This is a genomic window from Paramesorhizobium salinisoli, from assembly GCF_003335045.1.
Taxonomy (GTDB): Bacteria; Pseudomonadota; Alphaproteobacteria; order Rhizobiales; family Rhizobiaceae; genus Paramesorhizobium; species Paramesorhizobium salinisoli.
On the sequence record NZ_QOZG01000005.1, the window covers coordinates 170,800 to 193,183 of the forward strand.

Genomic DNA, 22,384 nt, shown 5'->3' on the forward strand with positions numbered 1-22,384 from the left:
TGATACGATGAGCGCCCGATTTGCGCCCAGGAGTGGCCACATTGGTGCGGCGAATGCCCGATAGCGGGCGATTTCCCGTGGCTAAAGAAAGCCTATCCGGTGAAAATCAGGAATACTCTCTGCAAATCGCTTGAACTGCTGTGCTTTAACGGCTATCTCGCCCTTACCGGAGAGGTGGCCGAGTGGTCGAAGGCGCTCCCCTGCTAAGGGAGTAGACCTCAAAAGGGTCTCGTGGGTTCGAATCCCATCCTCTCCGCCATCCCCTCACATATTTCTTCCAATCCGCTGATCTGCATGCCTGCTGGCCCGGCTCCCTGCTCTGGGGAACACAGCGATTCGACGATGATTTTCCGGGAAATATGCCGATTTTCGCACTTTCAGGGCATGAGATGCCCTCGGTCCCCTGGTGAAAAATTTCCACTCTGTTTTTGTGCGAAATTCTAATCCATTGATTCAATACATCTTTTTGCACCTCCTGTCGTTATTGACTGGAGGTCAGAAATGAACATCAAGAGCCTGCTTCTCGGCTCCGCTGCGGCTCTCGTCGCAGTTTCCGGCGCTCGCGCTGCCGACGCTGTCGTCGTTGCCGAGCCGGAACCCGTTGAATATGTCCGCGTCTGCGATGCTTACGGCGCTGGATACTTCTACATCCCCGGCACCGAAACCTGCCTGCGTATCTCGGGCTATGTCCGTTACGATGCGGCTGGCGGCGATTACTTTGGCGAGGATGTCGACGGTGACGGCGAAGACGACACCTGGAATAAGAACGCCCGCTTCACGCTGCGCACGCACACCGCTTCGGAAACCGAACTCGGCACGCTGCGCACCTACACCGAGACCCGTTGGAACTTCGGCAATGTCGATGAGTTTGCTGTCAACAAGGGCACCTCGCTGAACTTCGCCTATATCGAACTGGGTGGCCTGCGCGTTGGTAAGGACGAAACCGCGTTCCGTACCTTCCTCGGATATGCCGGCAACGTCATCAGCGACGACATCATCGAGCCGGAAGGCTACGACACCAACCTCATCAGCTACACCTTCACCGGCGGCAATGGCTTCTCGGCCATCGCATCGTTCGAACAGGGCTCTAATGAGTACACGATCGACTCCTACACGCCGCACGTCGTCGGCGGTCTGAAGTGGGCCCAGGGTTGGGGTTCGATCGGCGCCGTTATCGGTTATGACGCCAACGTGGAAGAGTACGCAGCCAAGGTTCGCGCTGACTTCAACATCACCGACGCTTTCGAAGTGTTCGTGATGGGCGCATGGCAGTCCGATGGCGATTACGCAAACTACCAGGACAACTTCTACGCTTCGTGGGGTGGTGACTGGGCCGGCTGGGTCGGCGCGAGCTACAAGTTCACCGACAAGGCAACCTTCAACACGCAGGTTTCCTTCGACGATGCCGAGCAGCTCGCCGTTGTGGCCAACGTGGCTTACCAGCTCGTTCCCGGCTTCACCATCACGCCGGAAGTTGTGTACTACAAGGAATCCGACGATCTGTCCGGCACGGACGACGACGCCTGGGGCGCCAAGATCCGCTTCCAGCGTTCGTTCTAATCGGATGACCGCTTAAGACCATAAGAACGCCAGCGGCTAACCCCGCTGGCGTTTTTCGTTTTTGGAACTGCGTTCGCGACTAGCGGAGCGAATGTCTGACGAAACTGGTGGGGACCAGCAGCGGAAAGGACCGGTACTCGAGGGCTTGGGGGAAGCGTCGGCTTGTGAGGGGCAAGTTCACTTGCAACAAGATACACAGGAGGTGTCGATGCAAAAGATTAGTATCCTAACCTTGTATTTCTCCAATTATTTCACTAATGCTCGCCGCCGAGCTAAATGGGTGGGGGCATGATGGGTACCTGGAACGAAAGTGTCGCGGAAAGCGGCGAGATTTACACGCCGATTATCGGCTACAACCTGCAGTATACATCTGCTCAATGCGCTACCCACAGACTTGTCAACCAGCATTCACTCGCCGAACTGACCGGGCGGTATATCAACATCCTCTGGGATGACGGCTCACACAAATATAATGTGCGATCGTTTCTCGGTGAGATCGATGAGATACTGAAAGGAGAGCGTTTCAGCGGCTTCGGCCAGGAATTGCTTGACCAGATCGTCGGCACGCTTCGCGAACGCGGCAACAGCAATGCAACCATCAATAGAAAGATGGCTGCGCTGAGCAAGCTGCTGCGAAAGGCGTATAAGATGGGAGACATCTTCAACCTGCCGGAATTCATCCGGCAAAAAGAGCGAGCGGGACGAATCCGCTTCCTCGAGCATGACGAGGAAACGCGCCTTTTCGCAGCCATCAAGTCCCGTTGCGAGGATAGCTACCGCCTTTCGGTATTTCTCGTCGATTCCGGATGCCGGCTCGGCGAGGCGATCGGCCTGACCTGGAACGATATCCAGGACCACCGCGTCACCTTCTGGTTCACCAAATCCAACCGCAGCCGGACCGTCCCGCTGACAAAGCGCGCGCGCAAGGCAGTGAATATGCCGCATAACGGACTGAAGGGGCCGTTCGCCATGCTCAACCAGGTGCGCTATCGCGCGATCTGGAATGAAGCGAAGGTCGATGTCGGCCTCAGCACGGACGATCAGGTGGTGCCGCATATCCTGCGCCATACCTGCGCCTCCCGGCTGGTGCGCGGCGGGATCGACATCAGGCGTGTCCAGATGTGGCTCGGCCATCAGACGCTGCAGATGACCATGCGTTACGCACATCTGGCGACGAATGATCTCGATTCCTGCGTGAAGGTGCTGGAGATTCGGTAAAGGTCCGAACTGGGTTGGGTTGCCCCGGGACTTTCCGGCCAGGAATGCAGCCAGAACTGCGGCGACGTTGCCCCCTGGCCCGCAGAGCAACCGCATGAGGCGTTGCTCACCTCACCGGCCGCTTCGCGGCCACCTCTCCCCGAGAGTGTGGTGGCGCGGCATCGCCAGCGCCCTCTTCTCCCCGGCGGGAAGAAGGTGCCTGAACGAAGCGAAGGCGGATGAGGGGGCTTGCTGCCATATGCAATTGCCCTGTCTGTAAGGAAGAGTGTCGCCGGGTTCTCCGCTATGGCCATTCCGGCCTGATCTGTGATAGCGAAATGCGCATCACTTTTGCCGAATTCGGACATCCCCTCCATGACCGCTCCGCGTTTTACCTCTCTCATCGACAGCCTCCCCTCCACTGTTCCTTTCGTCGGTCCGGAAACGCTGGAACGCAGACGCGGGCGCCCGTTCGCCGCGCGACTCGGGGCCAATGAGAGTGGGTTCGGTCCGGCCCCTTCAGTCATCGCAGCGATGCAGGCGGCGGCGGGGGATGTCTGGAAATATGGCGATCCGGAGAATCACGAACTCAAGCAGGCGCTTGCCGTCCATCTGGGCATCTCGGCCAATCATGTAAGCGTCGGCCCCGGCGTCGATTGCCTCCTGGGGCTTATTGTCCGGCAGTATGTCAATCCCGGAGACGCGGTGGTCAATTCGCTCGGCGGATACCCGACCTTCAACTATCATGTCTCGGGTTTCGGCGGGCGGCTCGTCACCGTCCCCTACCGCGACGACAAGGGCGATTTTCGGAGCGATCTCGACGCCCTCCTGGACGCGGTGAAGCGCGAGAATGCACCGCTGGTCTATCTCGCCAATCCAGACAATCCGATGGGGACGTGGCAGGAGGCGGACGAGATACAATCCTTCATCGATGCCCTGCCGGAAACCACGCTGTTCATCCTCGACGAGGCCTATGGCGAGACCGCGCCGGCTTCCGCCATTCCGCCGCTCGATATACGTCCTAATGTGCTGCGGATGCGCACCTTTTCAAAGGCTTACGGCCTTGCCGGTATGCGCTGCGGCTATGCCATCGGCGCGCCGGAACAGATCGCCGCATTCGACAAGATACGCGATCATTTCGGCGTCAGCCGCATCACGCAGGCGGCGGCGCTGGCCGCCCTCGCCGATCAGGCCTATCTCCGTCAGGTCGTCGCCGAGATCGCCGCCGCACGCCAGCGCATCGGAGCAATTGCCGCGTCGAACGGGCTGCGGGCCATTCCTTCCGCCACCAATTTCGTTGCCATCGATTGCAGGCGCGACGGAGCCTTTGCCCAGCGGGTTCTGGCCGAACTGATCGAGCGCGACATCTTCGTGCGCAAACCGGCAGCGCCGGTTCTCGACCGCTGCATCCGCGTCAGCGTTGGACCTCGCTCCGAACTCGATCTCTTCGGGGAAAGACTGCCGCTCGCGCTGGCTGCGGCAGACAAATCAGCCTGAACAATAGCGGTTGCCCCACCGCGAAGGAGCACAATACAGCATGAAATCGATGTCGCGCTTCCGCCTTTCGGCCATCATAGTCCCAACCCTCCTGGCCGCAAGCGCCCCGGGCGCCCCAGGCGCCATGGCTGCGGAAACGGTCAAGCCGAAGGTCATGGTGATCACCATGTTCGGCAGCGAGACAAAACCCTGGCTTGAAAACGAGAAAACCGCGACCCGGATTGCCGTTCCGGGATTTCCCAAGGAATATCCTGACGTCGCCTGCAGCGCGGAAGGGCTTTGCGTCCTGACCACCGCAATGGGTTATGCCAATGCCGCCAGCACGCTGTCGGCGCTCATCTATAGCCCCCTGTTCGATCTCAAGCAGACCTATTTCATCATCGCCGGCATTGCCGGCGTCGATCCATCCAAGGGAACGCTCGGCTCGGCACATTGGGCGCGTTTCGCCATTGACGGCTCGCTGCGCCATGAGATCGATCCCCGGCAGGTTCCAGCCGGCTGGACGGACGGCGTGCTGGCGCTCGGCGCGAAGGCACCGGGAGAAAAGGCGCAATGGGGTTCGGGGACGGAGGTGTACCGCCTGAATGAAAAATTGCTGCAGAAGGCTTTCGCGCTCAGCCGGGAGACAGAACTCACCGACAGCGAAGAAGCCCATGCCTACCGCGCCCATTATGCGCAGGAAGCGGCAAAGGCAAAGCCTGTCGTCAGCATCTGCGACACGCTTTCTTCCGACAGCTATTGGCATGGCTCGATGATCGCCGAAAGCATGGCCAATTGGGCTACGCTGATGACGCAGGGCGAAGGCAGCTATTGCACAACGCAGATGGAAGACAATGCCACACTGACCGCGCTGCGGCGCGGGGCCGATGCCGGACTGCTCGATTTCGACCGTATTGGATTGCTGCGCACGGCATCGAATTTCGATCGCGAAGGCGGGGACCAGACGCCTGTCGAATCGCTCACCGCCAAATCGGGCGGCTTCGGCCCATCGACCGTCAATGCCTACCGGGTGGCATCGACCGTTGCGAAGGCGATCATTGGCGACTGGAACACATGGGCAAACGGCGTACCGGGCAATTGACGCCGGGTGTTGCTCATCGGAATGGAGACTGAGGATATGGCTGTCGAAATCTACCGTCCTTTCGCCTTTGCCGGTGGCTTGAGCGGTGCTGCGGCGCTCGTCGCCTACGCGGCCTCCGCCCATGGCGGCAGCGCCAATCTCGGCACGGTCGCGCCAATCCTGCTTGCCCATGCGCCGGCGCTGCTGGTGCTGGCGGTACTTGCGCCCGGCAGAAGTGCGGCGCGCCTCGGCGGATGGACGACGCTTGCCGGTCTTATCCTTTTTGCGGGCGATCTGTTGACGCGGGACGTCGCCGGTACGAGGCTCTTCCCCTATGCCGCGCCGCTTGGCGGAACACTGCTCATCGCGGGATGGCTCGTCATCGCAATCATGGGCATCATGAAGCAGAAGCCTTCATCATAAGAGGCTCGCCAAAAAGAAAAACGGGGCGCCGGCGCCCCGTTTTCTCTCTATGGTCGACGCCCTGACAAGGCACGTCGACAGACTAGGCTATCCGATCAGGAGGTGCCCTTCAGCTTTGCATTGCAAAGGCTGTAGAAGCCGCCGCCCTTCTGGATCCACTTCAGGCCGCCAAGCGCGTTGTTGGCCTTCAAGGCATGATACTGATCGAGGCAGGTGTGCATACGCGCCTTGCCCGGCTTCTGGGTCGCATATTGCGGGGAAACAGCCGACGGGAAGATCACGCCCTGCGGCGCCGTCATCGTCGGTGCCGGCGGCTCCTTGTTGCCATCGGTCGTCAAGGCGACCGGATCGGCGCCCGGGCCGCACTCGGCCTTGCGGAAGCTGTTCCAGGTCATGCCGTTCAGCGCGCCGGCAGCTTTGGCGGTCTCATATTTCGCGCCGCATTCGATCATGCCCAGCGCAGAACCGACACCGGCGCCAGCGGCGGCAGCTGCGGCCGGGGCCGCGGATTTGGTTGCCGGCTGAACAGCCGGAGCCGCAGGCGCCGCAGCGGCATCGTCCGCCTCGCATTCGGTCTTGCGGAAATCATTCCACTTCATGCTGCCCAGCGTACCGGACTCCTTGGCGGCTTTATACTTTACACTGCATTCCTTCATCGACAGCGCATTGGCCGGCGATGACATGGTCAGAGCGGCAGCGCCAATGATGACGGCTGCACCGGCTAGACTTGCGATGGATCGAATAAGCATCTCGGTATCTCCTTCTCGAGGTGCCGCGACAGTGCACCGGGGGTTTTTTGCTGTCAAATACTGCGTTGATACAAGGTAAAATTTCACTTCACAAACCGATATCCTGGTTACACCATGGACTTTCTTTAACGTATTCTTAGGAAGTAAAGACAATCGGGGAGCGTGTGAGACTTCGGCAGAACTTTAATGAAGAACTGCTTCGTTTCATCGTCAGGCGGGGACACAAAACCAACATTGGGTAACATTCAGGGCTGATCGGAATCAGGCCATTTCCATGGTATAGGCGACAAAAGGAGCAAACCATTCACTCTTTCACCGCGCCCCATAATAAACAGGGAGGAAAACATGTATGCGTCGGGCCTGAAATTCGGTCTGCCCCCAGAGATCGAAGCGCTGCGCGATCAGGTGCAGCGCTTCGCCCAGGAACGGATTGCGCCGCTTGCCGCCGAGACGGATCGGAGCAACGATTTTCCGGCGCAGCTTTGGCGGGAAATGGGCGAGCTGGGACTGCTCGGCATGACCGCCGACCCTGATTATGGCGGCTCCGGTTTTTCCTACCTTGCCCATGTCATCGCCATGGAAGAGATTTCACGCGCTTCGGCGTCCGTCGGCCTTTCCTATGGCGCGCATTCCAATCTTTGCGTCAACCAGATCAACCGCTGGGGCTCGCAAGCGCAGAAGGCGAAATATCTGCCCGATCTCTGCTCCGGCGCGCATGTCGGCGCGCTCGCCATGTCGGAACCGGGCGCCGGCTCGGACGTCGTCTCGATGAAGCTGCGCGCCGAGCGGCACGGCGACCACTACAGGCTCACCGGCAACAAGATGTGGATCACCAACGGGCCGGATGCCGATACGCTGGTCGTCTACGCCAAGACGGATCCGGCGGCGGGCCCGCGCGGTATCACGGCCTTCCTGATCGAAAAGGGTCTGAAGGGCTTTACCACCGCACAGAAGCTCGACAAGCTCGGTATGCGCGGCTCGAACACCTGCGAGCTGGTTTTCCAGGACTGCGCGGTGCCGGTGGAAAATGTGCTGGGCCGGGAGGGCGAAGGCGTCAAGATATTGATGTCGGGGCTGGATTACGAGCGCGTGGTGCTGGCGGGCGGGCCGCTGGGGATCATGGCCGCCTGTCTCGACGCTGTGGTGCCTTACGTCCATGAGCGCAAGCAGTTCGGGCAGGCGATCGGCGAATTCCAGCTGATGCAGGCGAAGCTTGCCGACATCTATACGACATTCAACGCCTGCCGCGCCTATGTCTATGCCGTGGCGGCGGCCTGTGACCGGGGCGAGACGACGCGCAAGGACGCCGCGGGCTGCATCCTCTACGCCGCGGAAAAGGCGACCTGGTGTGCGCTGGAGGCGATACAGGCGCTTGGCGGCAATGGCTATATCAATGATTATCCGACCGGCCGCCTGCTGCGCGACGCCAAGCTCTATGAGATAGGCGCCGGCACCAGCGAAATCCGGCGCATGCTGATCGGACGCGAAATCTTTGCGGAAAGCGATTAGCGCCCGTTTGATGGAATCAAAGGAAGCGCGCTAATCTTTTGTTTTTATGCAAGTCCGGACGGAAAACCGCTTCGCACTTTTCCTGGACTTGCTCTGAGGTAAAGAATGACCATTCTCACATCGCAGATATCCCCCTCCTCCGAGATTTTCAGCAGCAATGCGGCGGCCATGCGCGCGCTGGTGGCGGAGATACGCGCCAAGGCGGCGGAGCTGGAGCTTGGCGGCCCGGAGGAAGCGCGCGAGCGGCATGTCTCGCGCGGCAAGCTCCTGCCGCGCGAAAGGCTGGCGCGGCTGCTCGATCCCGGCTCGCCCTTTCTTGAAATCGGCCAGTTCGCCGCCTTCGGCCTCTATGACGGCAATATCGCCTCCGCAGGCCTCATAGCCGGGATCGGCCGCGTCGAGGGGCTGGAGGTGATGATCATCGTCAATGATGCGACGGTGAAGGGCGGGACCTATTACCCGCTGACGGTGAAGAAGCACTTGCGCGCGCAGGAGATCGCGCTGCAGAACCGCCTGCCCTGCATCTATCTGGTGGACTCGGGCGGCGCGAACCTGCCCAACCAGGACGAGGTCTTTCCCGACCGGGAACATTTCGGCCGCATCTTCTATAACCAGGCCCATATGAGCGCCGCCGGCATTCCACAGATCGCGGTGGTCATGGGCTCGTGCACGGCGGGCGGCGCCTATGTGCCCGCCATGTCCGACGAGACGATCATGGTGCGCGGCCAGGCGACGATCTTTCTCGGCGGCCCGCCGCTGGTCAAGGCCGCGACCGGCGAGGAGGTGACGGCGGAGGATCTCGGCGGCGCGGAACTGCATACGCGCCTTTCAGGTGTGGCGGATCATTATGCGCTGGACGACGAACACGCGCTTGTTCTCGCCCGGCAGATCGTGAAAAACCTGAATCGGAAGAAACATATAGGGCTCGATCTTCGCAAGCCGATTCCGCCGCTTTATGCGCCGGAGGAGCTTTACGGCATCGTGCCGACCGATTTGCGCCAGCCCTATGATGTGCGCGAGCTTCTGGCGCGCGTGGTGGACGGTTCCGAGTTCGACGAATTCAAGAAGAATTACGGCACGACGCTGGTCACCGGCTTTGCCCATCTGCACGGCATGCCCGTCGGCATTATCGCCAATAATGGCGTGCTTTTCTCCGAAAGCGCGCTGAAGGGCACGCATTTCATCGAATTGTGCTGCCAGCGCGGCATTCCGCTCGTCTTCCTGCAGAACATCACCGGCTTCATGGTCGGCCGCGCCTATGAGGCGGGCGGCATCGCCAAGGACGGCGCCAAGCTGGTGATGGCGGTGGCGACCGCAGCCGTGCCGAAGGTGACGATGATCGTCGGCGGCTCGTTCGGCGCAGGCAATTACGGCATGTGCGGCCGCGCCTTCTCGCCGCGCTTCCTCTGGATGTGGCCGAATGCGCGCATCTCGGTGATGGGCGGCGAACAGGCCGCGACCGTGCTCGCCATGGTCAAGCGCGAGGGCATAGAGCGGCGCGGCGGCGAATGGTCCACCGCCGAGGAAGCCGAATTCCGCAGCCCCATCCTCGAAAAATACGAACGCGAAGGCCACCCGCTCTATTCCTCCGCCCGCCTCTGGGACGACGGCATCATCGACCCGGCAAAAACGCGCGATGTGCTGGGCCTGAGTTTGAGCGCGGCGCTGAATGGGGCGGTGGAGGAGACGCGGTTTGGGGTGTTCAGGATGTGAGGCTTGTCCGTTATTCGGGAATGAAGCTTCACCCCCCTCTGGCCTGCCGGCAGAGGGGGGTGAAGACGACGGAGCGCGTGCTATCCGGTTTCTGGCCGAGGAGTACCCCATGCAGGTCATAGAGGCAGTCATCACGCCTGCCTGGAAAGCAGACATCGTCTTGGCAGCGGCGTCACGTCGCCTTCGCGCCTGCATTTCGGCCCTTCGGTTTTCCTAGACTATTCATTGTAAGCTGCCATACGCCTCGGACAAACTAAATGCTGCAGAAGTGGCAAGGTATTTGCGGGCTTGATGAACAACAGGCGACCGAGAGGGTATTGTCCGTTGGGTTGACTGTCCGGTGACGAAATTCGAGCGTTGCGGACGTGAAATTGCCGCAACAAACAATGTCCGCAAAGATATACCCATACGGACAAAGCCCCATACCCCGGCCTTATGCCCTCTATGTCGTACAGGAAGGCGATAGGGAAAGATCGTGGGCATTGGCGGGCGAGAATTCCGACAAGCCAGACCGACAGCGCCCCATGGGGGAAGCGGCTGTGCGAGAGGGCTTAAATACCCCCTCGTAAAAATTTCTCATTTTACAAATTCGGCTACGCATATTCGCTTCCACTGGAGCGGAGAAACGATAAATTGCTCCAATGCAGTGGGGGCATCGCTATCATTGGTACAGACTTTCAAGCATTCAATACTGACATGGCTAGGCATTCTGGGTGGAGCATTGACACTGCTTTCCAACCTGCAGGACATTCTTGATCTCGCAAAGTGGGCCGATTGGCTTATCCTAAAATGGCGTGAGCTAGTAACGCCAATCGTATCCGGCTTAATCGAGCTTTTCGGTATCAGGGTTTCAGTCGTCGCCACGTCAATGATTGCTATGGCGCTTTTTGTAAGTTTCATTGCATTAGGATCGAGGATCGAAAACGAGTTCAAGAAACCAGCAGCAGAGGCTTGGCCGATTCGCTGGACCAACATTTTTAATGCCCGTGTACTGCTTGGCACTATGCTCTATCTCTTGCAGGGTGTGCTAATATCCCTGCCCGCCTTCGTGCCTGCCGCAGCAGACCTATACCTTCGATTTCCGTACACGTTCATCGCGGTCTGCTATGTGTTGTACTGTGGGGCTATAATTATAGGCTTGCGGGGATGGCCAATCTGGACCTCAATCGTAGTAGCAGCCAGCATGATTGGCTTTAGCTTCGTCTTTGGCTACTCTGCACACGAGATTTCGCCGCCGAACGTTTCCGAAACCGCGTCCACTGTCATTGCAGCCCTCTGCGCCATCGCCTGTGGTTTGATGGTAGTAGGCATTGCGCCACCGCTTGCATTCACGAAGAGAGTTATCTTCATGGTGATTGGGGTTACATCCGTCATTGCACTAAGCCAGTTGAGCCAATGGGGAATCACCGCAACGCCCTGAAACGGTAGATCACGGTTACTGACGTTGATTTTACTCCACGAGCGTTGCATCTTTACCTCGCGCGCGGAATGGGCGATACTCATTTCTACCGCCGTTACTAGAAACAATCAGTCTTCGACAGGAATTGGTTTTCGTAACAGAGTAGCTAACATTCTCGGCGTCAAATAAGCAGTAATAGCCTGCACGTGCTCCTCAGCGATCATGTCTCCCTCACTTAAACCTGCCGCAATAAACGCCTCCTCAACCCATCGTTTTGACGCTGATAGCTGAGACTGTGAGCGGGCGAATTCCATAAGCGGCGCTAAAGCTAATGTAACCGCCTCGTGGTTCGGAGGGAACGGCTCCCACTCTTCCAGCACCCACTGACAAGGAAGAGGAGACTGTCCGTCCTCGTAGTATTCCCAAGTTGCATTATGGAACGGGTTTGATACGAGACAAGCGAATATGGAAGCGGGTGCGCCCGCGTCACAAAGTTTAAACTTCCAGCCTATAGCACCGTAGAGCCGATAGTAACCGAATACTGCTCCATTAGTATCGCTACCTACCCAAATCAGGTTAGGGTTCGATCCGAATTTTTGCTCTAGTTTCGGAAGGATGCGCGTATCTAACGTTACTAAAGCTGGTTTGATTTTTTCGTCAGCGTCAGTAAACACAAACGCACGCGCGTCATCGTACCGCGGGTCCAACACCTCAGAGTTGCCCAATCGTTTTGTCAATAGGACAAGGCAAGCCTTTGCCATCGCCTGCTGAGATCGCCCTGTACCGAAAGCCAACTGCCGGGAAATAGACGGCGCTGGTACAATGCTAGACTTTTGATCTTTCAATATTTCTGCTTTGATGATAGCCACAACTTCAGCCGTATCCTTCCCAGCCTTTTTCGCAATACTTTTCGCTGCTCCCTCAGCCATCTTCTCAGCTTGTGCGTCAGAGTATACGCTGATCTCGACATCTATGAGATCATCAGTGACGGTAATTTGAAGCGGATTCTCAGGTCTCATCCGCACATCCATGCCCGGAAGGATGTCGAAGCGTTGTCCATCGGTCTGCAAGCCCAATATCGCTGGAGGACTGTCACCATCACCGGCAGCAAAACCGCAAACGTTCCTGATAAAAGATACGCTTTCAGCAAGGTTGTTGTCTGGACCGATGCCTGCTCTGTGATTGCAGGTGGAGCACAGAACTGTTCGAACAGTCATCCGCCCGCCTAGAGCGTTCAAGAGAATATGCTCTGGCTTTGTCTCAGCGCCAATCGCTTCTTTGCAGAGTATACAGGTTAGGGCAGCAGGTGTCATAGATGGTCCCTTCTTCACCGATAACCAGCACTAAGCGTAATATCGGTACGCGCCACTGTTGCAAGCTTTCGCTGCTTGTGCAATGAAGAGACACAAGAGGGGGACATCGTGCCCCCTAGCCGCCCCTGAAAGCCCAATTTCTAAGGCTTTTAAGCGATGGTGGGCGCTCCCTCCGGGCCTACCAAGGCAATTGTCGTGTCGCTCGTAAACGGGCATAAACGACCGCTTCCGCCATCTTCGAAGCCAAAGGCCGAAAGTCCGGTTGCGGCCCCATTCTGGTCCCGTTCCAATACACGGTCAAATGGCCGCTCTCGGCGCAAACTAACATCATTTGCTCCCCATTCCATCCAACCTCCCCTACCCCCCATTCACCAACCCCAATATCAACCGATGCACATTCCCCCCGTCGCTCATCTCCACCTTGTCGAACTCGCGGCTCTTCCTGCGCTGTTCCTCTGACAGTGCAGCCAGTCGGGTGGTGAGTTCCTGGCGGATTTTCTGGCAGCCGGGGTCGTCGGCCATTGTCAAGCCGATGGAGGTGGCTTCGATCTTTTTTACCAGGTCGAGGATCATCTCGCCGTGCACGCGCTCATGGGCGGTGATGCCGGCGATGAAAATGTTCCAGAGCCTTTGCGTCTCGGGCGGCAGCGGGGTTGAGGGTTTCGGCAGCTTGTAGATGATGATGAGGTGCGGGCGGGCGGAGGCCAGGCGGCAGGTGGTGCCTTCGGGGACATATTTGCGCGACCATTTGAGGTCGAATGTGGTGTAGGCGATGGTGCGGCCGAGGCTGACCTTGGGGCCGTTTTCCCCGATCGAGCGATAGAGGTCGATGCCGGTCCTGCCGGAGATTTTGTAATTCTCGATCTTTTCGGTCGGTTTCCATTCCGCTGCCTTGGCCGCTGCCTTGGCCGCCGCCCCTGCCGATGCCATGCCGAGGCAGAACGCCAATCCCAGAATATACAAGCCTGCCTTCATTGCGCCGTCTCTCCTGCTTCGTGCGGCCCTGCTTCGTGCGGGACGCTAGAGGAAAGGGGCTGGCGGTTCAATTGCTTCTCCCGGGATCGCAGAGACTTGACTTCGCTTCTCCGGGGCGCTTGCTTCCTTTCTGTCAGGAGAGAAGAGGTGGGTGTGTTCCTGATGTGATATTGCTGGTGAATAATGGCCGAGCGCGGTGTGCAGCCGTGAACCGAAGCAAGGACAAGGGAGAGTGCGAAATGCCCAAGCAATCGAATTTCATCTGGTATGAGCTGATGACGTCGGATCTCGCGGGCGCCGAGGCCTTCTACAAGGAGGTGATTGGCTGGAATGCCGAGAACTGGCCGGGGGAGATGCCCTATACCATCGTCAAGGCCGGGGAAACCGGCGTTGCCGGGCTGATGACGATCCCCGAAGAGGCGAAGGCCATGGGCGCACGGCCGATGTGGCTTGCCTATATCCATGCGGAAGATGTCGACGCCGCGACCGAAAGCCTGCGCAAGGCGGGCGGCAAGGTTTACCGCGAGCCGGCCGATATTCCCGAAGTCGGCCGCTTTTCCGTCGTCGCCGACCCGCAGGGCGCGATGTTCATGCTGATGGCGCCCAGCATGGAAGGCCCGCCGCCGCTGCCTGAGAGCACGCCGGGCACGGTCGGCTGGAACGAGCTCTATGCCGGAGACGGGCCAAGCGCCTTCGATTTCTATTCCAGCCAATTCGGCTGGACCAAGGACCAAGCCATGGACATGGGTCCGATGGGCGTCTACCAGCTCTTCGCGATTGACGGACAGATGCGCGGCGCGGTGATGACCAAGCCGGAGAATGTGCCCGTGCCGATGTGGCAGTTCTATTTCAACGTGGACGGGCTCGATGCGGCGCTCGACCGGGTGAAAGAGAACAGGGGCAAAGTGGTCATGGATCCGATGGAAGTGCCCGGCGGCTCCTGGGTTGCCGGCTGCGTGGACCCGCAGGGCGCGCTGTTCTCACTCGTCTCGCCGAAGCGTTGAGTGGTTGCTTTCCCTCCTTCGCGGGAGGGAAAGCGATTTTATCCTTTTCCAAAGAGGCGGCCCCTATCCAAAGAGACTTAATGAAACGCGTGATGATCATCGGCGGCGCGGGCTCGGGCAAATCGACGCTCGCGCGGCAGATCGGCGACAGGACCGGGCTGCCGGTCATCCATATCGATCCGATGTTCTGGAAGCCGGGCTGGGTGCAGCGCGCGCCCGACGAAACGAGGACACTCGCGCTTCAGGCCGCCAAGGGCGAGGAATGGGTGTTCGAAGGCAACAATACGGCGACGATGCCGGAGCGGCTTGCCCGCGCCGATACGCTTGTCTTCCTCGATATCGGCACTGTGCGCCGTCTCTGGCGGGTGGTCTTGAGGGTGTTGCGTCATCACGGGCGCACGCGGCCGGACATGGCCGATGGCTGCCCGGAACGCTTCGACTGGGATTTCATCAAATGGGTTGCCGGATATAGGCGCGGCGGCAGAATAAAGGCGCTACAGCTGATCCGCTCGGCGCCGCCGCATCTCAGTGTGTTCCATCTGCGCAGCCCTGCCGAGGTGCGGACTTTCCTCGCCAATATTCCAACCGGCATCGACGGCCGGAAGACTTAAGGAGCCAGCATGTTCTCCAGAATCCTCATCGCCAATCGCGGCGAGATCGCAGTTCGCATCATCCGCACGGCGCGGCGGCTGGGGATAGGCACCGTCGCCGTCTATTCGGATGCGGATGCGGACGCGCTGCATGTCGAGCTCGCCGACGAGGCGGTGCATATCGGCCCCTCGCCTGCCGCCGAGAGCTATCTCAAGGCCTCGCGCATCATCAAGGCGGCGAAGGCGGCGGGCGCCGAGGCGATCCACCCCGGCTACGGTTTTCTCTCGGAGAACCCGGATTTCGTCGAGGCGGTGGAGCGCGCCGGCCTCGTCTTCATCGGCCCGTCGGCGGCGTCGATCCGCGCCATGGGCCTGAAGGATGCGGCCAAGCGGCTGATGGAGAAGGCGGGAGTGCCCGTTGTCCCCGGCTATCATGGCGAGGCGCAGGATCTGGTGGTGCTCGCCACCAAGGCGCGCGAGATCGGCTATCCCGTGCTGATCAAGGCCAGGGCCGGCGGCGGCGGCAAGGGCATGCGGCGGGTCGATCACCCCGACGATTTCGCCGAGGCGCTGGCCAGCGCGCGGCGCGAGGCAAAAAGCGCCTTCGGCGACGACAAGGTGCTGGTGGAGAAATATATCGCCCGCCCCCGGCATATCGAGGTGCAGGTGTTTGGCGATGCGCATGGGAATGCTGTGCATCTCTTCGAGCGCGACTGCTCCCTGCAGCGGCGGCACCAGAAGGTGATCGAGGAGGCCCCTGCCCCCGGGATGACGGACGCCATGCGCGCGGCCATGACGCAAGCGGCGGTGAAGGCGGCGAAGGCCATCGCCTATCGCGGCGCGGGTACTGTGGAGTTCATTGCCGATGTGTCGGACGGCCTTAAGCCCGATGCGTTCTGGTTCATGGAGATGAATACGCGGCTGCAGGTGGAGCATCCCGTGACGGAGATGGTCACGGGGCTCGATCTGGTCGAATGGCAGTTGCGCGTGGCGGCGGGAGAACCATTGCCGTTGAAGCAGGCCGATATCGCGCTTTCCGGCCATGCCTTCGAGGCGCGGCTTTATGCGGAGGACCCGGCGCGGGGCTTCCTGCCCGCCATCGGCACGCTGTCGCATCTGCGCTTTGCCGAGAAAGCCGCGGGCGATGCGACGCTGCGCGTCGATGCCGGCGTGCGCGAGGGTGACGCGATCGCGCCGTTCTACGATCCGATGATCGCCAAGATCATTGTCCATGGCAAAAGCCGCAGCACTGCGCTCGCCGCACTTGGAGCTGCATTGCGCGAGACGGAAATCGCGGGCTCGGTGACCAATGCGGCCTTCCTCGCCAAGCTGAGCGAGCATGAGGGCTTCGCGGCCGGCGATGTCGATACGGGCCTGATCGAGAGGGATATCGACGCGCTCACCGCGCCTGCGGAAATGCCGCGAGGCACGAGGGAACTGGCGGCGCTGGTCGCAAGCGGGCTTCTCGATCGCGCGGCGTCGGATGATCCCTGGGGCGCGATTGCCGGTTACAGCCATTTCGAGGCGCTGGCCTATCCCGTGCGGCTTGGCCGGGACGAGGCCGTGGAGCGCCTTGCGGTCGCCATCGACGGGCCGGAGCGGTTTACATTGTCGGCGGACGAGCAATCCCTCGCGGTGCGGCTGCGGCGCGAAGGGCGTGGCCTGCTCCTGACCGGGCCCGGCATCTTCCTGCGCGCCACGGCGGCGCGGACGGCTGAAGGCGTCACGCTCTTTGCCGATGGGGCGGCATTTCATTTTGCGGTTCCGGACCCGCTGGAACGGGCAGAGACCGAGGCGCTGCCCGGCGAAAGGCTGACCGCGCCGATGCCCGGTTCAGTCAAGCAGGTGCGCGTATCGGTCGGGGATGCGGTGAAGAAGGGGCAGCCGCTGCTCGTTCTGGAAGCCATGAAGATGGAACACGCGATTGCCGCGCCGCATGACGGGACCGTGGAAGAGATCGTGGCCGAGGGCGAGCAGGTGCGCGAGGGCATGACGCTGGTGCGTTTCGCGCAGGACGGAAATTCGTGACGGATCGATAAAACAGAAACGGCCGCGCCGGTATATGTTTACCGGTCGCGGCGCTTCGCGAAAACCCTGTTATTTTTCGCTGTTCCTGTCTTTTTCCCGCGGTTTTCCGGTTGTTTTCCCAGAAAACCTCGTCCTTTTATCCTAGTGCGTCGTCATCCAATCGCGAGCGGCGCGCAATGCGTGGGCAAGTTCCGCCTTGCTCATGCCGGCGGCCAGTTCGGCGCGCAGTGTTGCGGCGCGTTCGTCGCCCTTGATGGCAGCGATGTTGAACCATTTATGGGCAGCAACGACATCGACATCGCAGTCGCGGCCGGTGGCGTACATCATGCCCATTTCGAAGAGGATATCGGCCTGTGCGGATGCGCCCATGGTGCCGAGTTCTGCGCTATGCAATTCAAATCGTGCCATTGCTCAAGTCCCTAACCCTGTTGCAGGAACATCCGGTTTTCATTGGCTTATTTGGTTGCCGCCCGGTGTTCTTCCGATGCTTTCGAGATTGCCAGACAGGCTTGAAACGGTCGTTAAGCTGCATGATTAATGCGGGCCAAACAAAATCCGAACGGCAGGTAAACTTCGTATTCCGTTAAACATGGGAATCCCCGTTTTGCGGGATTTTGACAAAAATTCGTCTAAAATTCGCCCGTGCGAAATCAACCTGCTGCTAACCAAGGATTCGGTTGGCATCGCGGCCCTGGATTTATTGTTCTTTGAAAAATCTTCGCTGAAGGCTGCGGACGGCTTCCGTTCGCCCGATGTTTCGTTTACCTTTACGTATGCGTAAGGGAGGCTGACGCGCAGATGGAGAAGCTGCCGGGCCAACACCCTTGATCGGGAGGAACCAGATGATCCGCAGAATATTGTTTGCCACCGCCATATTGACGCTCGCCGCCGGCCCGGCGCTTGCCGAGGAGCCGATCATCGGCTCGTGGAAACGCTCCAACGGCACCATCATCAAATATGAGTCCTGCGGCACCGACACCTTTTGCGGGACGGTGATGACGGGCCAGTACAAAGGCAAGTCCATCGGCTCGATGTCCGGCAAGGGCGGCTCGTACAAGGGCAAGGTCAACAAGCTCGACGAGGGCAAGACCTATTCGGGCAAGGCCAGCGTCAAGGGCGGCACACTGGCGCTCGCCGGCTGCGTCATGGGCGGCCTGATCTGCAAGAGCGAGAATTTGGCTCGGCAATAAGGACATGACGGGGGCCATGTCCTTCCCCTCTCTTGTAAATTCCCGAGATCGGGCTAGCCCAAGCCCGGGAGTTTGCTTTCTCCCCGCAAAGGAGGGAAAGCGATCTCGACATTCCGGCTGAAGCACAGCGGAGGCCGGGTGTCTGGAGATCGCAAGAGAGGGGCCATGCCGCAGGCATAACCCTCCGATGCCATCCGTCGGTTTTTCGGCTACCGGGCCTTCTGGCCGAACAGAACCTTCTGCGCTTCCTTGTCGGTCGCCAGGTTGGACCTCTCGCGCTCTTCCTTGCCCAGTTCCAAGCCGCGCTTGACGGCGGGGCGCGCGGTGAGCGTCTCGAACCAGCGCTTCAGGTTCGGAAAATCCTCGAGCTTCTGTTCATAGTTCTTGTAGGCGCTGACCCAGCCGATGCAGGCGATATCGGCGATAGAATACTCATCGGCCAGGAAATCACGGCCCTCCAGGCGGCGATTCATTACGCCGTAGAGGCGATTGACCTCATTGGTGTAGCGCTCGATGCCGTAGGGCACCTTTTCCGGCGCATACATGCGGAAATGCCCCGCCTGACCTGACATCGGTCCAAGTCCACCCATCTGCCACATCAGCCATTCCTCGACGGCAACACGCTTGCGTTCGTCGGCCGGATAGAACTTGCCGAACTTGCGCCCGAGATATTGCAGGATGGCGCCGGATTCGAAGACGGAGATCGGCTCGCCACCCGGTCCTTCCGGATCGATGATGGCGGGCATGCGGTTGTTCGGGGCGATCTTCAGGAATGACGGCTCGAACTGCTCGCCCTTGCCGATATTGATGTACTTGACCTCGTAGGGAACGCCCAGTTCCTCGAGCATGATGCTGATTTTCCAGCCATTGGGCGTGGGCCAATAATAGAGTTCGATCGGCTTCGTCATGCGAATCTCCTGAAATGGGCAGCCATATATTGATTCCAACAATTATAAGCGACGCGACCGATCGCAAGTGCAGAGGGCAGATTAGCTCCCCGTTCCCGCTTAACTTCACGTCAATGTGTTTGAACGGCGGATGAATGACGCTCTCAGCAAGCATTCAGCCTGGGTCTGGTACCTCTCGATCATCCACAACGGGGGAATGATCCATGCTTCTGCGCCGCGCCACCATTGTCAGCCTTTTCCTCATGGGCCTTGCCTTTCTCGTGGGCGGCATCATTCATGAAGTTCGCAAGGCCAATGCGCAGAAGCCGATCATCAATGTTTCTCTGGCGACGACTTCGGAGGCGGCCCAATGATCGCCCGAACCCGCGACACAGCGGCGCTCTTACTGCGCATGGCGCTGTTCACCGCCGTCATCATCGGCCCGATCGGCCTTTTTACCGCCGTCCAGGCGGTCAAGGCGCCCGGCATCAACGGCGTCGGCCTGGTGCTCTTTGTCAGCTTGCAGCGTGTGGGTTAGGGCCTGGATGGTTTGCCCCAAATCGGTGACGATTTAGGATGCGTGCACTGGCTTTTCTGACACGAACTCTTCCCTATAATAGGCCATGGAAAATCGAATCGACAAACCTTATCATTCCGGCATTCATACACCGCCTCATCAGGAGCCCAAGCCATTCACCGATGCCCGCGCGGCGGTCGATGCCCTGCGCGCGCTCTATGAGCGCAATACCGCCTTCCTGCGTGATGCATTCGACAAGGTGGCCCGGCAGGAGATCGGCGCGGAGCGCTTCCGCGCCTATTATCCCGAACTGCGCCTCTCGACATCGAGCTTCGCCCATGTGGATTCCCGCCTGGCCTTCGGCCATGTCTCCGCACCCGGCGGATATTCGACGACGATCACCCGCCCGGACCTCTTCGACAATTATTTGCATGAGCAGATCAAGCTCCTGATCCGCAATCACGGCGTCCCGATCACGGTGCAGGAATCGCTCGTTCCGATCCCCATCCATTTCGCCTTTCTCGAGGGAACCCATGTCGAGGCATCGGTCGCCGATGCTTTTTCCCGGCCCTTGCGCGATATCTTCGACGTGCCCGATCTGGCGGCGACGGACGACCGCATCGTCAATGGCGATTATGAACTGGCCCCCGGCGAGGCCATGCCGCTTTCGCCCTTCACCGGCCAGCGCGTCGATTATTCGCTGCACCGGCTTTCGCATTACACGGCGACGAGCCCGGCGCAGTTCCAGAATTTCGTTCTCTTCACCAACTACCAGTTCTACATCGACGAGTTCTGCGCCTATGCGCGCGAATTGATGGCGCAGGGCGGCGGCGGATATGAGAAGTTCGTTGAGCCCGGCAATCTGACCACCCTTGCCGGCGACGATGCGCCCTCGATCGGCTTGCCGCTGCAGCGCCTGCCGCAGATGCCGGCCTATCATCTGGCGCGTAGCGACCAGTCGGGCATCACCATGGTCAATATCGGCGTCGGCCCGTCCAATGCCAAGACGATCACCGACCATATCGCCGTGTTGCGGCCGCATGCCTGGCTGATGCTCGGCCATTGCGCCGGGCTGCGCAACAGCCAGGCGCTGGGCGACTATGTGCTGGCGCATGCCTATGTGCGGGAGGACCATGTGCTGGACGACGATCTGCCGATCTGGGTGCCTGTGCCCGCGCTTGCCGAGGTGCAGGTGGCGCTGGAGGAAGCGGTGGAGGAAATCACCGGCCTCGAAGGCTATGATCTGAAACGGATCATGCGTACCGGCACGGTCGCGACCATCGACAACCGCAATTGGGAATTGCGCGACCAGCGCGGCCCGGTGCAGCGCCTGTCGCAATCGCGCGCCGTGGCGCTCGACATGGAATCGGCCACCATCGCCGCCAATGGCTTTCGCTTCCGGGTGCCCTATGGCACGCTGCTCTGCGTCTCCGACAAGCCGCTGCATGGAGAATTGAAGCTGCCGGGGATGGCGACGGAGTTCTACAAGCGCCAGGTCGCGCAGCATTTGCGCATCGGCATCCGCGCATTGGAGAAGCTCAGAGCCATGCCGCCGGAGCGGCTGCATTCGCGCAAGCTTAGAAGCTTCTTTGAAACGGCGTTCCAGTAGGGGGCATCGATTATTCAGGGGATGGTGGGCTGCAAATGACATTCTCGCCTCGCCGTGACCTCAATCTCAACGCCCCCTGGAGCGCCATGATCGAGCCGCAATCACATTCTTATTGCTCTCTATGACCGACAGGAAAAAACCCTCCCCCTTAACCTGGCTGCTTATGGCGGCAGCGGTCGCGCTTTCGGTGCCGCTGGTGCTGGGTTTTCTCGGCGGGTTGCATCCGGCCTTCGATTCCTTCGCCCATTTGCGCGCGCATATCGCGGTGCTGATGGGCATCGCCGCCCTACCGCTCTTCTTTACCGCCATGTGGCGCGAGGCGGCGATGATCCTGCTTCTCGCCGTGAGCGCCTTTGCGACGACGCTCGGCGTGACGCAGGGGTTTTTGTCGGGCGCTGCGAGCGCCCGGGCGGCCACAAACGGGCAGACGCGCTACAGTCTGCTGCAGCTCAATCTGCGTTACAACAATCCCGATCCGGCCGAGGTCTTGCGTCTGGTGGCGCGCGAGAAGCCCGACATCATCACCTTGCAGGAAGTCTCCGCGGAATGGGAACCCAGGTTGAAACTGTTGGAGGCAAGCTATCCCTACCGCCAGCACTGCAGGAAGTCGCCTTACGCATGGGGCGTGGACATTTTCTCGCGCCGTCCTTTTGCGGAAGGCAGCCAATCGGGATGCGCCGCCGATGGAATCATGGCCTTTGCGCGTTTCGATCTCGGCGGCGCGCCGGTTTCCATTGTCGCACTGCACCTGTCATGGCCATGGCCGTTCAAACAACCAAAGCAGATCGGTCTTGTGCTGCCGCATCTGGCGCGGCTGGAAAATCCCCTGCTGATAGCGGGCGATTTCAACGCCGCGCCATGGAGCCATGCGGTAAGGCAGATCGAGGCGGCCTCCGGAACACGCCATATCTCAGAAATCGGGCCAAGCTGGCTTCATTGGGCACTGCCCGCTGGTCTCATCCGCCATATCGGCCTGCCTATCGACCAGGTGCTTGCAAGCAGCGGCATCGATATAGCAAACATCGCCACGCTTGCTCCCGTCGGCTCCGACCATCTTCCGGTCAGGCTCGATTTTTCCGTGCCGCAGCCGGCGAGGGAAAAAGATGACGGGACGCGGACGGTGATGAATTGAGGGCTGTTTGAGGTCGACCGTGCAATCACCTC

The 22,384-nt window shown here is 59.9% G+C and carries 21 protein-coding genes and 1 tRNA gene; 17 read left to right on the forward strand and 5 right to left on the reverse strand.

Annotated elements, in window-relative coordinates:
- Nucleotides 1–168: 168 nt before the first annotated feature.
- The 6 genes from DUT91_RS13105 (at nucleotide 169) to DUT91_RS13135 (ending at nucleotide 5,737) form a co-directional block, all read left to right on the forward strand.
- Nucleotides 169–259 (forward strand) — tRNA-Ser (locus DUT91_RS13105).
- Nucleotides 260–501: 242 nt separating this feature from the next.
- Nucleotides 502–1,560, forward strand: coding sequence for a porin (locus tag DUT91_RS13110; protein WP_114440862.1), 1,059 nt, complete (start codon nucleotides 502–504; stop codon nucleotides 1,558–1,560).
- 291 nt (nucleotides 1,561–1,851) lie between these two features.
- A complete protein-coding gene (locus DUT91_RS13120; RefSeq protein WP_425373798.1) occupies nucleotides 1,852–2,778 on the forward strand; it encodes a tyrosine-type recombinase/integrase in 927 nt (308 codons plus the stop codon).
- A gap of 354 nt (nucleotides 2,779–3,132) precedes the next feature.
- Entirely contained in the window at nucleotides 3,133–4,254 is a 1,122-nt protein-coding gene (locus DUT91_RS13125; protein ID WP_114441179.1) for a pyridoxal phosphate-dependent aminotransferase, read from the forward strand.
- A 40-nt stretch (nucleotides 4,255–4,294) separates the two neighbouring features.
- Nucleotides 4,295–5,335, forward strand: a complete 1,041-nt coding sequence (locus DUT91_RS13130; RefSeq protein WP_245419703.1) for a purine-nucleoside phosphorylase — start codon at nucleotides 4,295–4,297, stop codon at nucleotides 5,333–5,335.
- Between the two features lie 36 nt (nucleotides 5,336–5,371).
- Nucleotides 5,372–5,737 (forward strand): DUF423 domain-containing protein, encoded by a 366-nt coding sequence (locus DUT91_RS13135; RefSeq protein WP_114440865.1) that lies wholly within the window; start codon nucleotides 5,372–5,374, stop codon nucleotides 5,735–5,737.
- Between the two features lie 95 nt (nucleotides 5,738–5,832).
- Here the strand turns inward: DUT91_RS13135 and DUT91_RS13140 are convergent, their stop codons facing one another.
- Complete coding sequence (locus DUT91_RS13140; RefSeq protein ID WP_114440866.1) at nucleotides 5,833–6,486, reverse strand: antifreeze protein; 654 nt, start codon at nucleotides 6,484–6,486, stop codon at nucleotides 5,833–5,835.
- A 345-nt stretch (nucleotides 6,487–6,831) separates the two neighbouring features.
- On the opposite strand from DUT91_RS13140, the gene DUT91_RS13145 reads away from it, so the two are divergent.
- The 3 genes from DUT91_RS13145 (at nucleotide 6,832) to DUT91_RS26560 (ending at nucleotide 11,128) form a co-directional block, all read left to right on the forward strand.
- Nucleotides 6,832–7,995 (forward strand): isovaleryl-CoA dehydrogenase, encoded by a 1,164-nt coding sequence (locus DUT91_RS13145; protein ID WP_114440867.1) that lies wholly within the window; start codon nucleotides 6,832–6,834, stop codon nucleotides 7,993–7,995.
- Nucleotides 7,996–8,100: 105 nt separating this feature from the next.
- Nucleotides 8,101–9,708 (forward strand): carboxyl transferase domain-containing protein, encoded by a 1,608-nt coding sequence (locus tag DUT91_RS13150; protein ID WP_114440868.1) that lies wholly within the window; start codon nucleotides 8,101–8,103, stop codon nucleotides 9,706–9,708.
- Between the two features lie 721 nt (nucleotides 9,709–10,429).
- A complete protein-coding gene (locus DUT91_RS26560) occupies nucleotides 10,430–11,128 on the forward strand; it encodes a hypothetical protein (protein ID WP_245419704.1) in 699 nt (232 codons plus the stop codon).
- A 107-nt stretch (nucleotides 11,129–11,235) separates the two neighbouring features.
- Here DUT91_RS26560 and DUT91_RS13165 read toward each other — a convergent pair whose 3' ends face one another.
- Together DUT91_RS13165 and DUT91_RS13170 are read right to left on the reverse strand one after the other, a co-directional pair.
- Nucleotides 11,236–12,420, reverse strand: a complete 1,185-nt coding sequence (locus DUT91_RS13165) for an HNH endonuclease (protein WP_114440870.1) — start codon at nucleotides 12,418–12,420, stop codon at nucleotides 11,236–11,238.
- Between the two features lie 357 nt (nucleotides 12,421–12,777).
- Entirely contained in the window at nucleotides 12,778–13,350 is a 573-nt protein-coding gene (locus DUT91_RS13170; protein WP_114441181.1) for a DUF922 domain-containing Zn-dependent protease, read from the reverse strand.
- A 284-nt stretch (nucleotides 13,351–13,634) separates the two neighbouring features.
- On the opposite strand from DUT91_RS13170, the gene DUT91_RS13175 reads away from it, so the two are divergent.
- From DUT91_RS13175 to DUT91_RS13185, 3 genes are all read left to right on the forward strand, one after another.
- Nucleotides 13,635–14,399: a VOC family protein gene (locus DUT91_RS13175; protein ID WP_114440871.1), complete on the forward strand. Its 765-nt coding sequence runs from the start codon at nucleotides 13,635–13,637 to the stop codon at nucleotides 14,397–14,399.
- Between the two features lie 80 nt (nucleotides 14,400–14,479).
- Nucleotides 14,480–15,010 (forward strand): P-loop NTPase family protein, encoded by a 531-nt coding sequence (locus DUT91_RS13180; RefSeq protein ID WP_114440872.1) that lies wholly within the window; start codon nucleotides 14,480–14,482, stop codon nucleotides 15,008–15,010.
- Between the two features lie 9 nt (nucleotides 15,011–15,019).
- Nucleotides 15,020–17,017: an acetyl-CoA carboxylase biotin carboxylase subunit gene (locus tag DUT91_RS13185; RefSeq protein WP_114440873.1), complete on the forward strand. Its 1,998-nt coding sequence runs from the start codon at nucleotides 15,020–15,022 to the stop codon at nucleotides 17,015–17,017.
- 141 nt (nucleotides 17,018–17,158) lie between these two features.
- On the opposite strand, the gene DUT91_RS13190 is transcribed toward DUT91_RS13185, so the two are convergent.
- A complete protein-coding gene (locus tag DUT91_RS13190; RefSeq protein ID WP_114440874.1) occupies nucleotides 17,159–17,425 on the reverse strand; it encodes a sel1 repeat family protein in 267 nt (88 codons plus the stop codon).
- Nucleotides 17,426–17,859: 434 nt separating this feature from the next.
- Here DUT91_RS13190 and DUT91_RS13195 point away from each other — a divergent pair, with 434 nt between their 5' ends.
- A complete protein-coding gene (locus DUT91_RS13195) occupies nucleotides 17,860–18,207 on the forward strand; it encodes a DUF2147 domain-containing protein (RefSeq protein WP_114440875.1) in 348 nt (115 codons plus the stop codon).
- Nucleotides 18,208–18,416: 209 nt separating this feature from the next.
- On the opposite strand, the gene DUT91_RS13200 is transcribed toward DUT91_RS13195, so the two are convergent.
- Complete coding sequence (locus DUT91_RS13200; RefSeq protein WP_114440876.1) at nucleotides 18,417–19,115, reverse strand: glutathione S-transferase family protein; 699 nt, start codon at nucleotides 19,113–19,115, stop codon at nucleotides 18,417–18,419.
- Nucleotides 19,116–19,318: 203 nt separating this feature from the next.
- On the opposite strand from DUT91_RS13200, the gene DUT91_RS25795 reads away from it, so the two are divergent.
- The 4 genes from DUT91_RS25795 (at nucleotide 19,319) to DUT91_RS13210 (ending at nucleotide 22,352) form a co-directional block, all read left to right on the forward strand.
- On the forward strand, nucleotides 19,319–19,468 hold the full coding sequence (locus tag DUT91_RS25795; RefSeq protein ID WP_160113645.1) for a hypothetical protein: 150 nt from the start codon (nucleotides 19,319–19,321) through the stop codon (nucleotides 19,466–19,468).
- Nucleotides 19,465–19,632 (forward strand): hypothetical protein, encoded by a 168-nt coding sequence (locus DUT91_RS25800; RefSeq protein WP_160113646.1) that lies wholly within the window; start codon nucleotides 19,465–19,467, stop codon nucleotides 19,630–19,632. The genes DUT91_RS25795 and DUT91_RS25800 overlap by 4 nt, the downstream gene beginning before the upstream one ends.
- A gap of 85 nt (nucleotides 19,633–19,717) precedes the next feature.
- Nucleotides 19,718–21,220 carry an AMP nucleosidase gene (locus DUT91_RS13205; RefSeq protein WP_114440877.1) on the forward strand — a complete coding sequence of 501 codons (1,503 nt, stop codon included), beginning with the start codon at nucleotides 19,718–19,720 and terminating at the stop codon, nucleotides 21,218–21,220.
- Between the two features lie 163 nt (nucleotides 21,221–21,383).
- The gene (locus tag DUT91_RS13210; RefSeq protein WP_245419705.1) at nucleotides 21,384–22,352 is read left to right on the forward strand and encodes an endonuclease/exonuclease/phosphatase family protein; all 969 of its coding nucleotides are present in this window, start codon (nucleotides 21,384–21,386) and stop codon (nucleotides 22,350–22,352) included.
- Nucleotides 22,353–22,384: the final 32 nt, after the last annotated feature.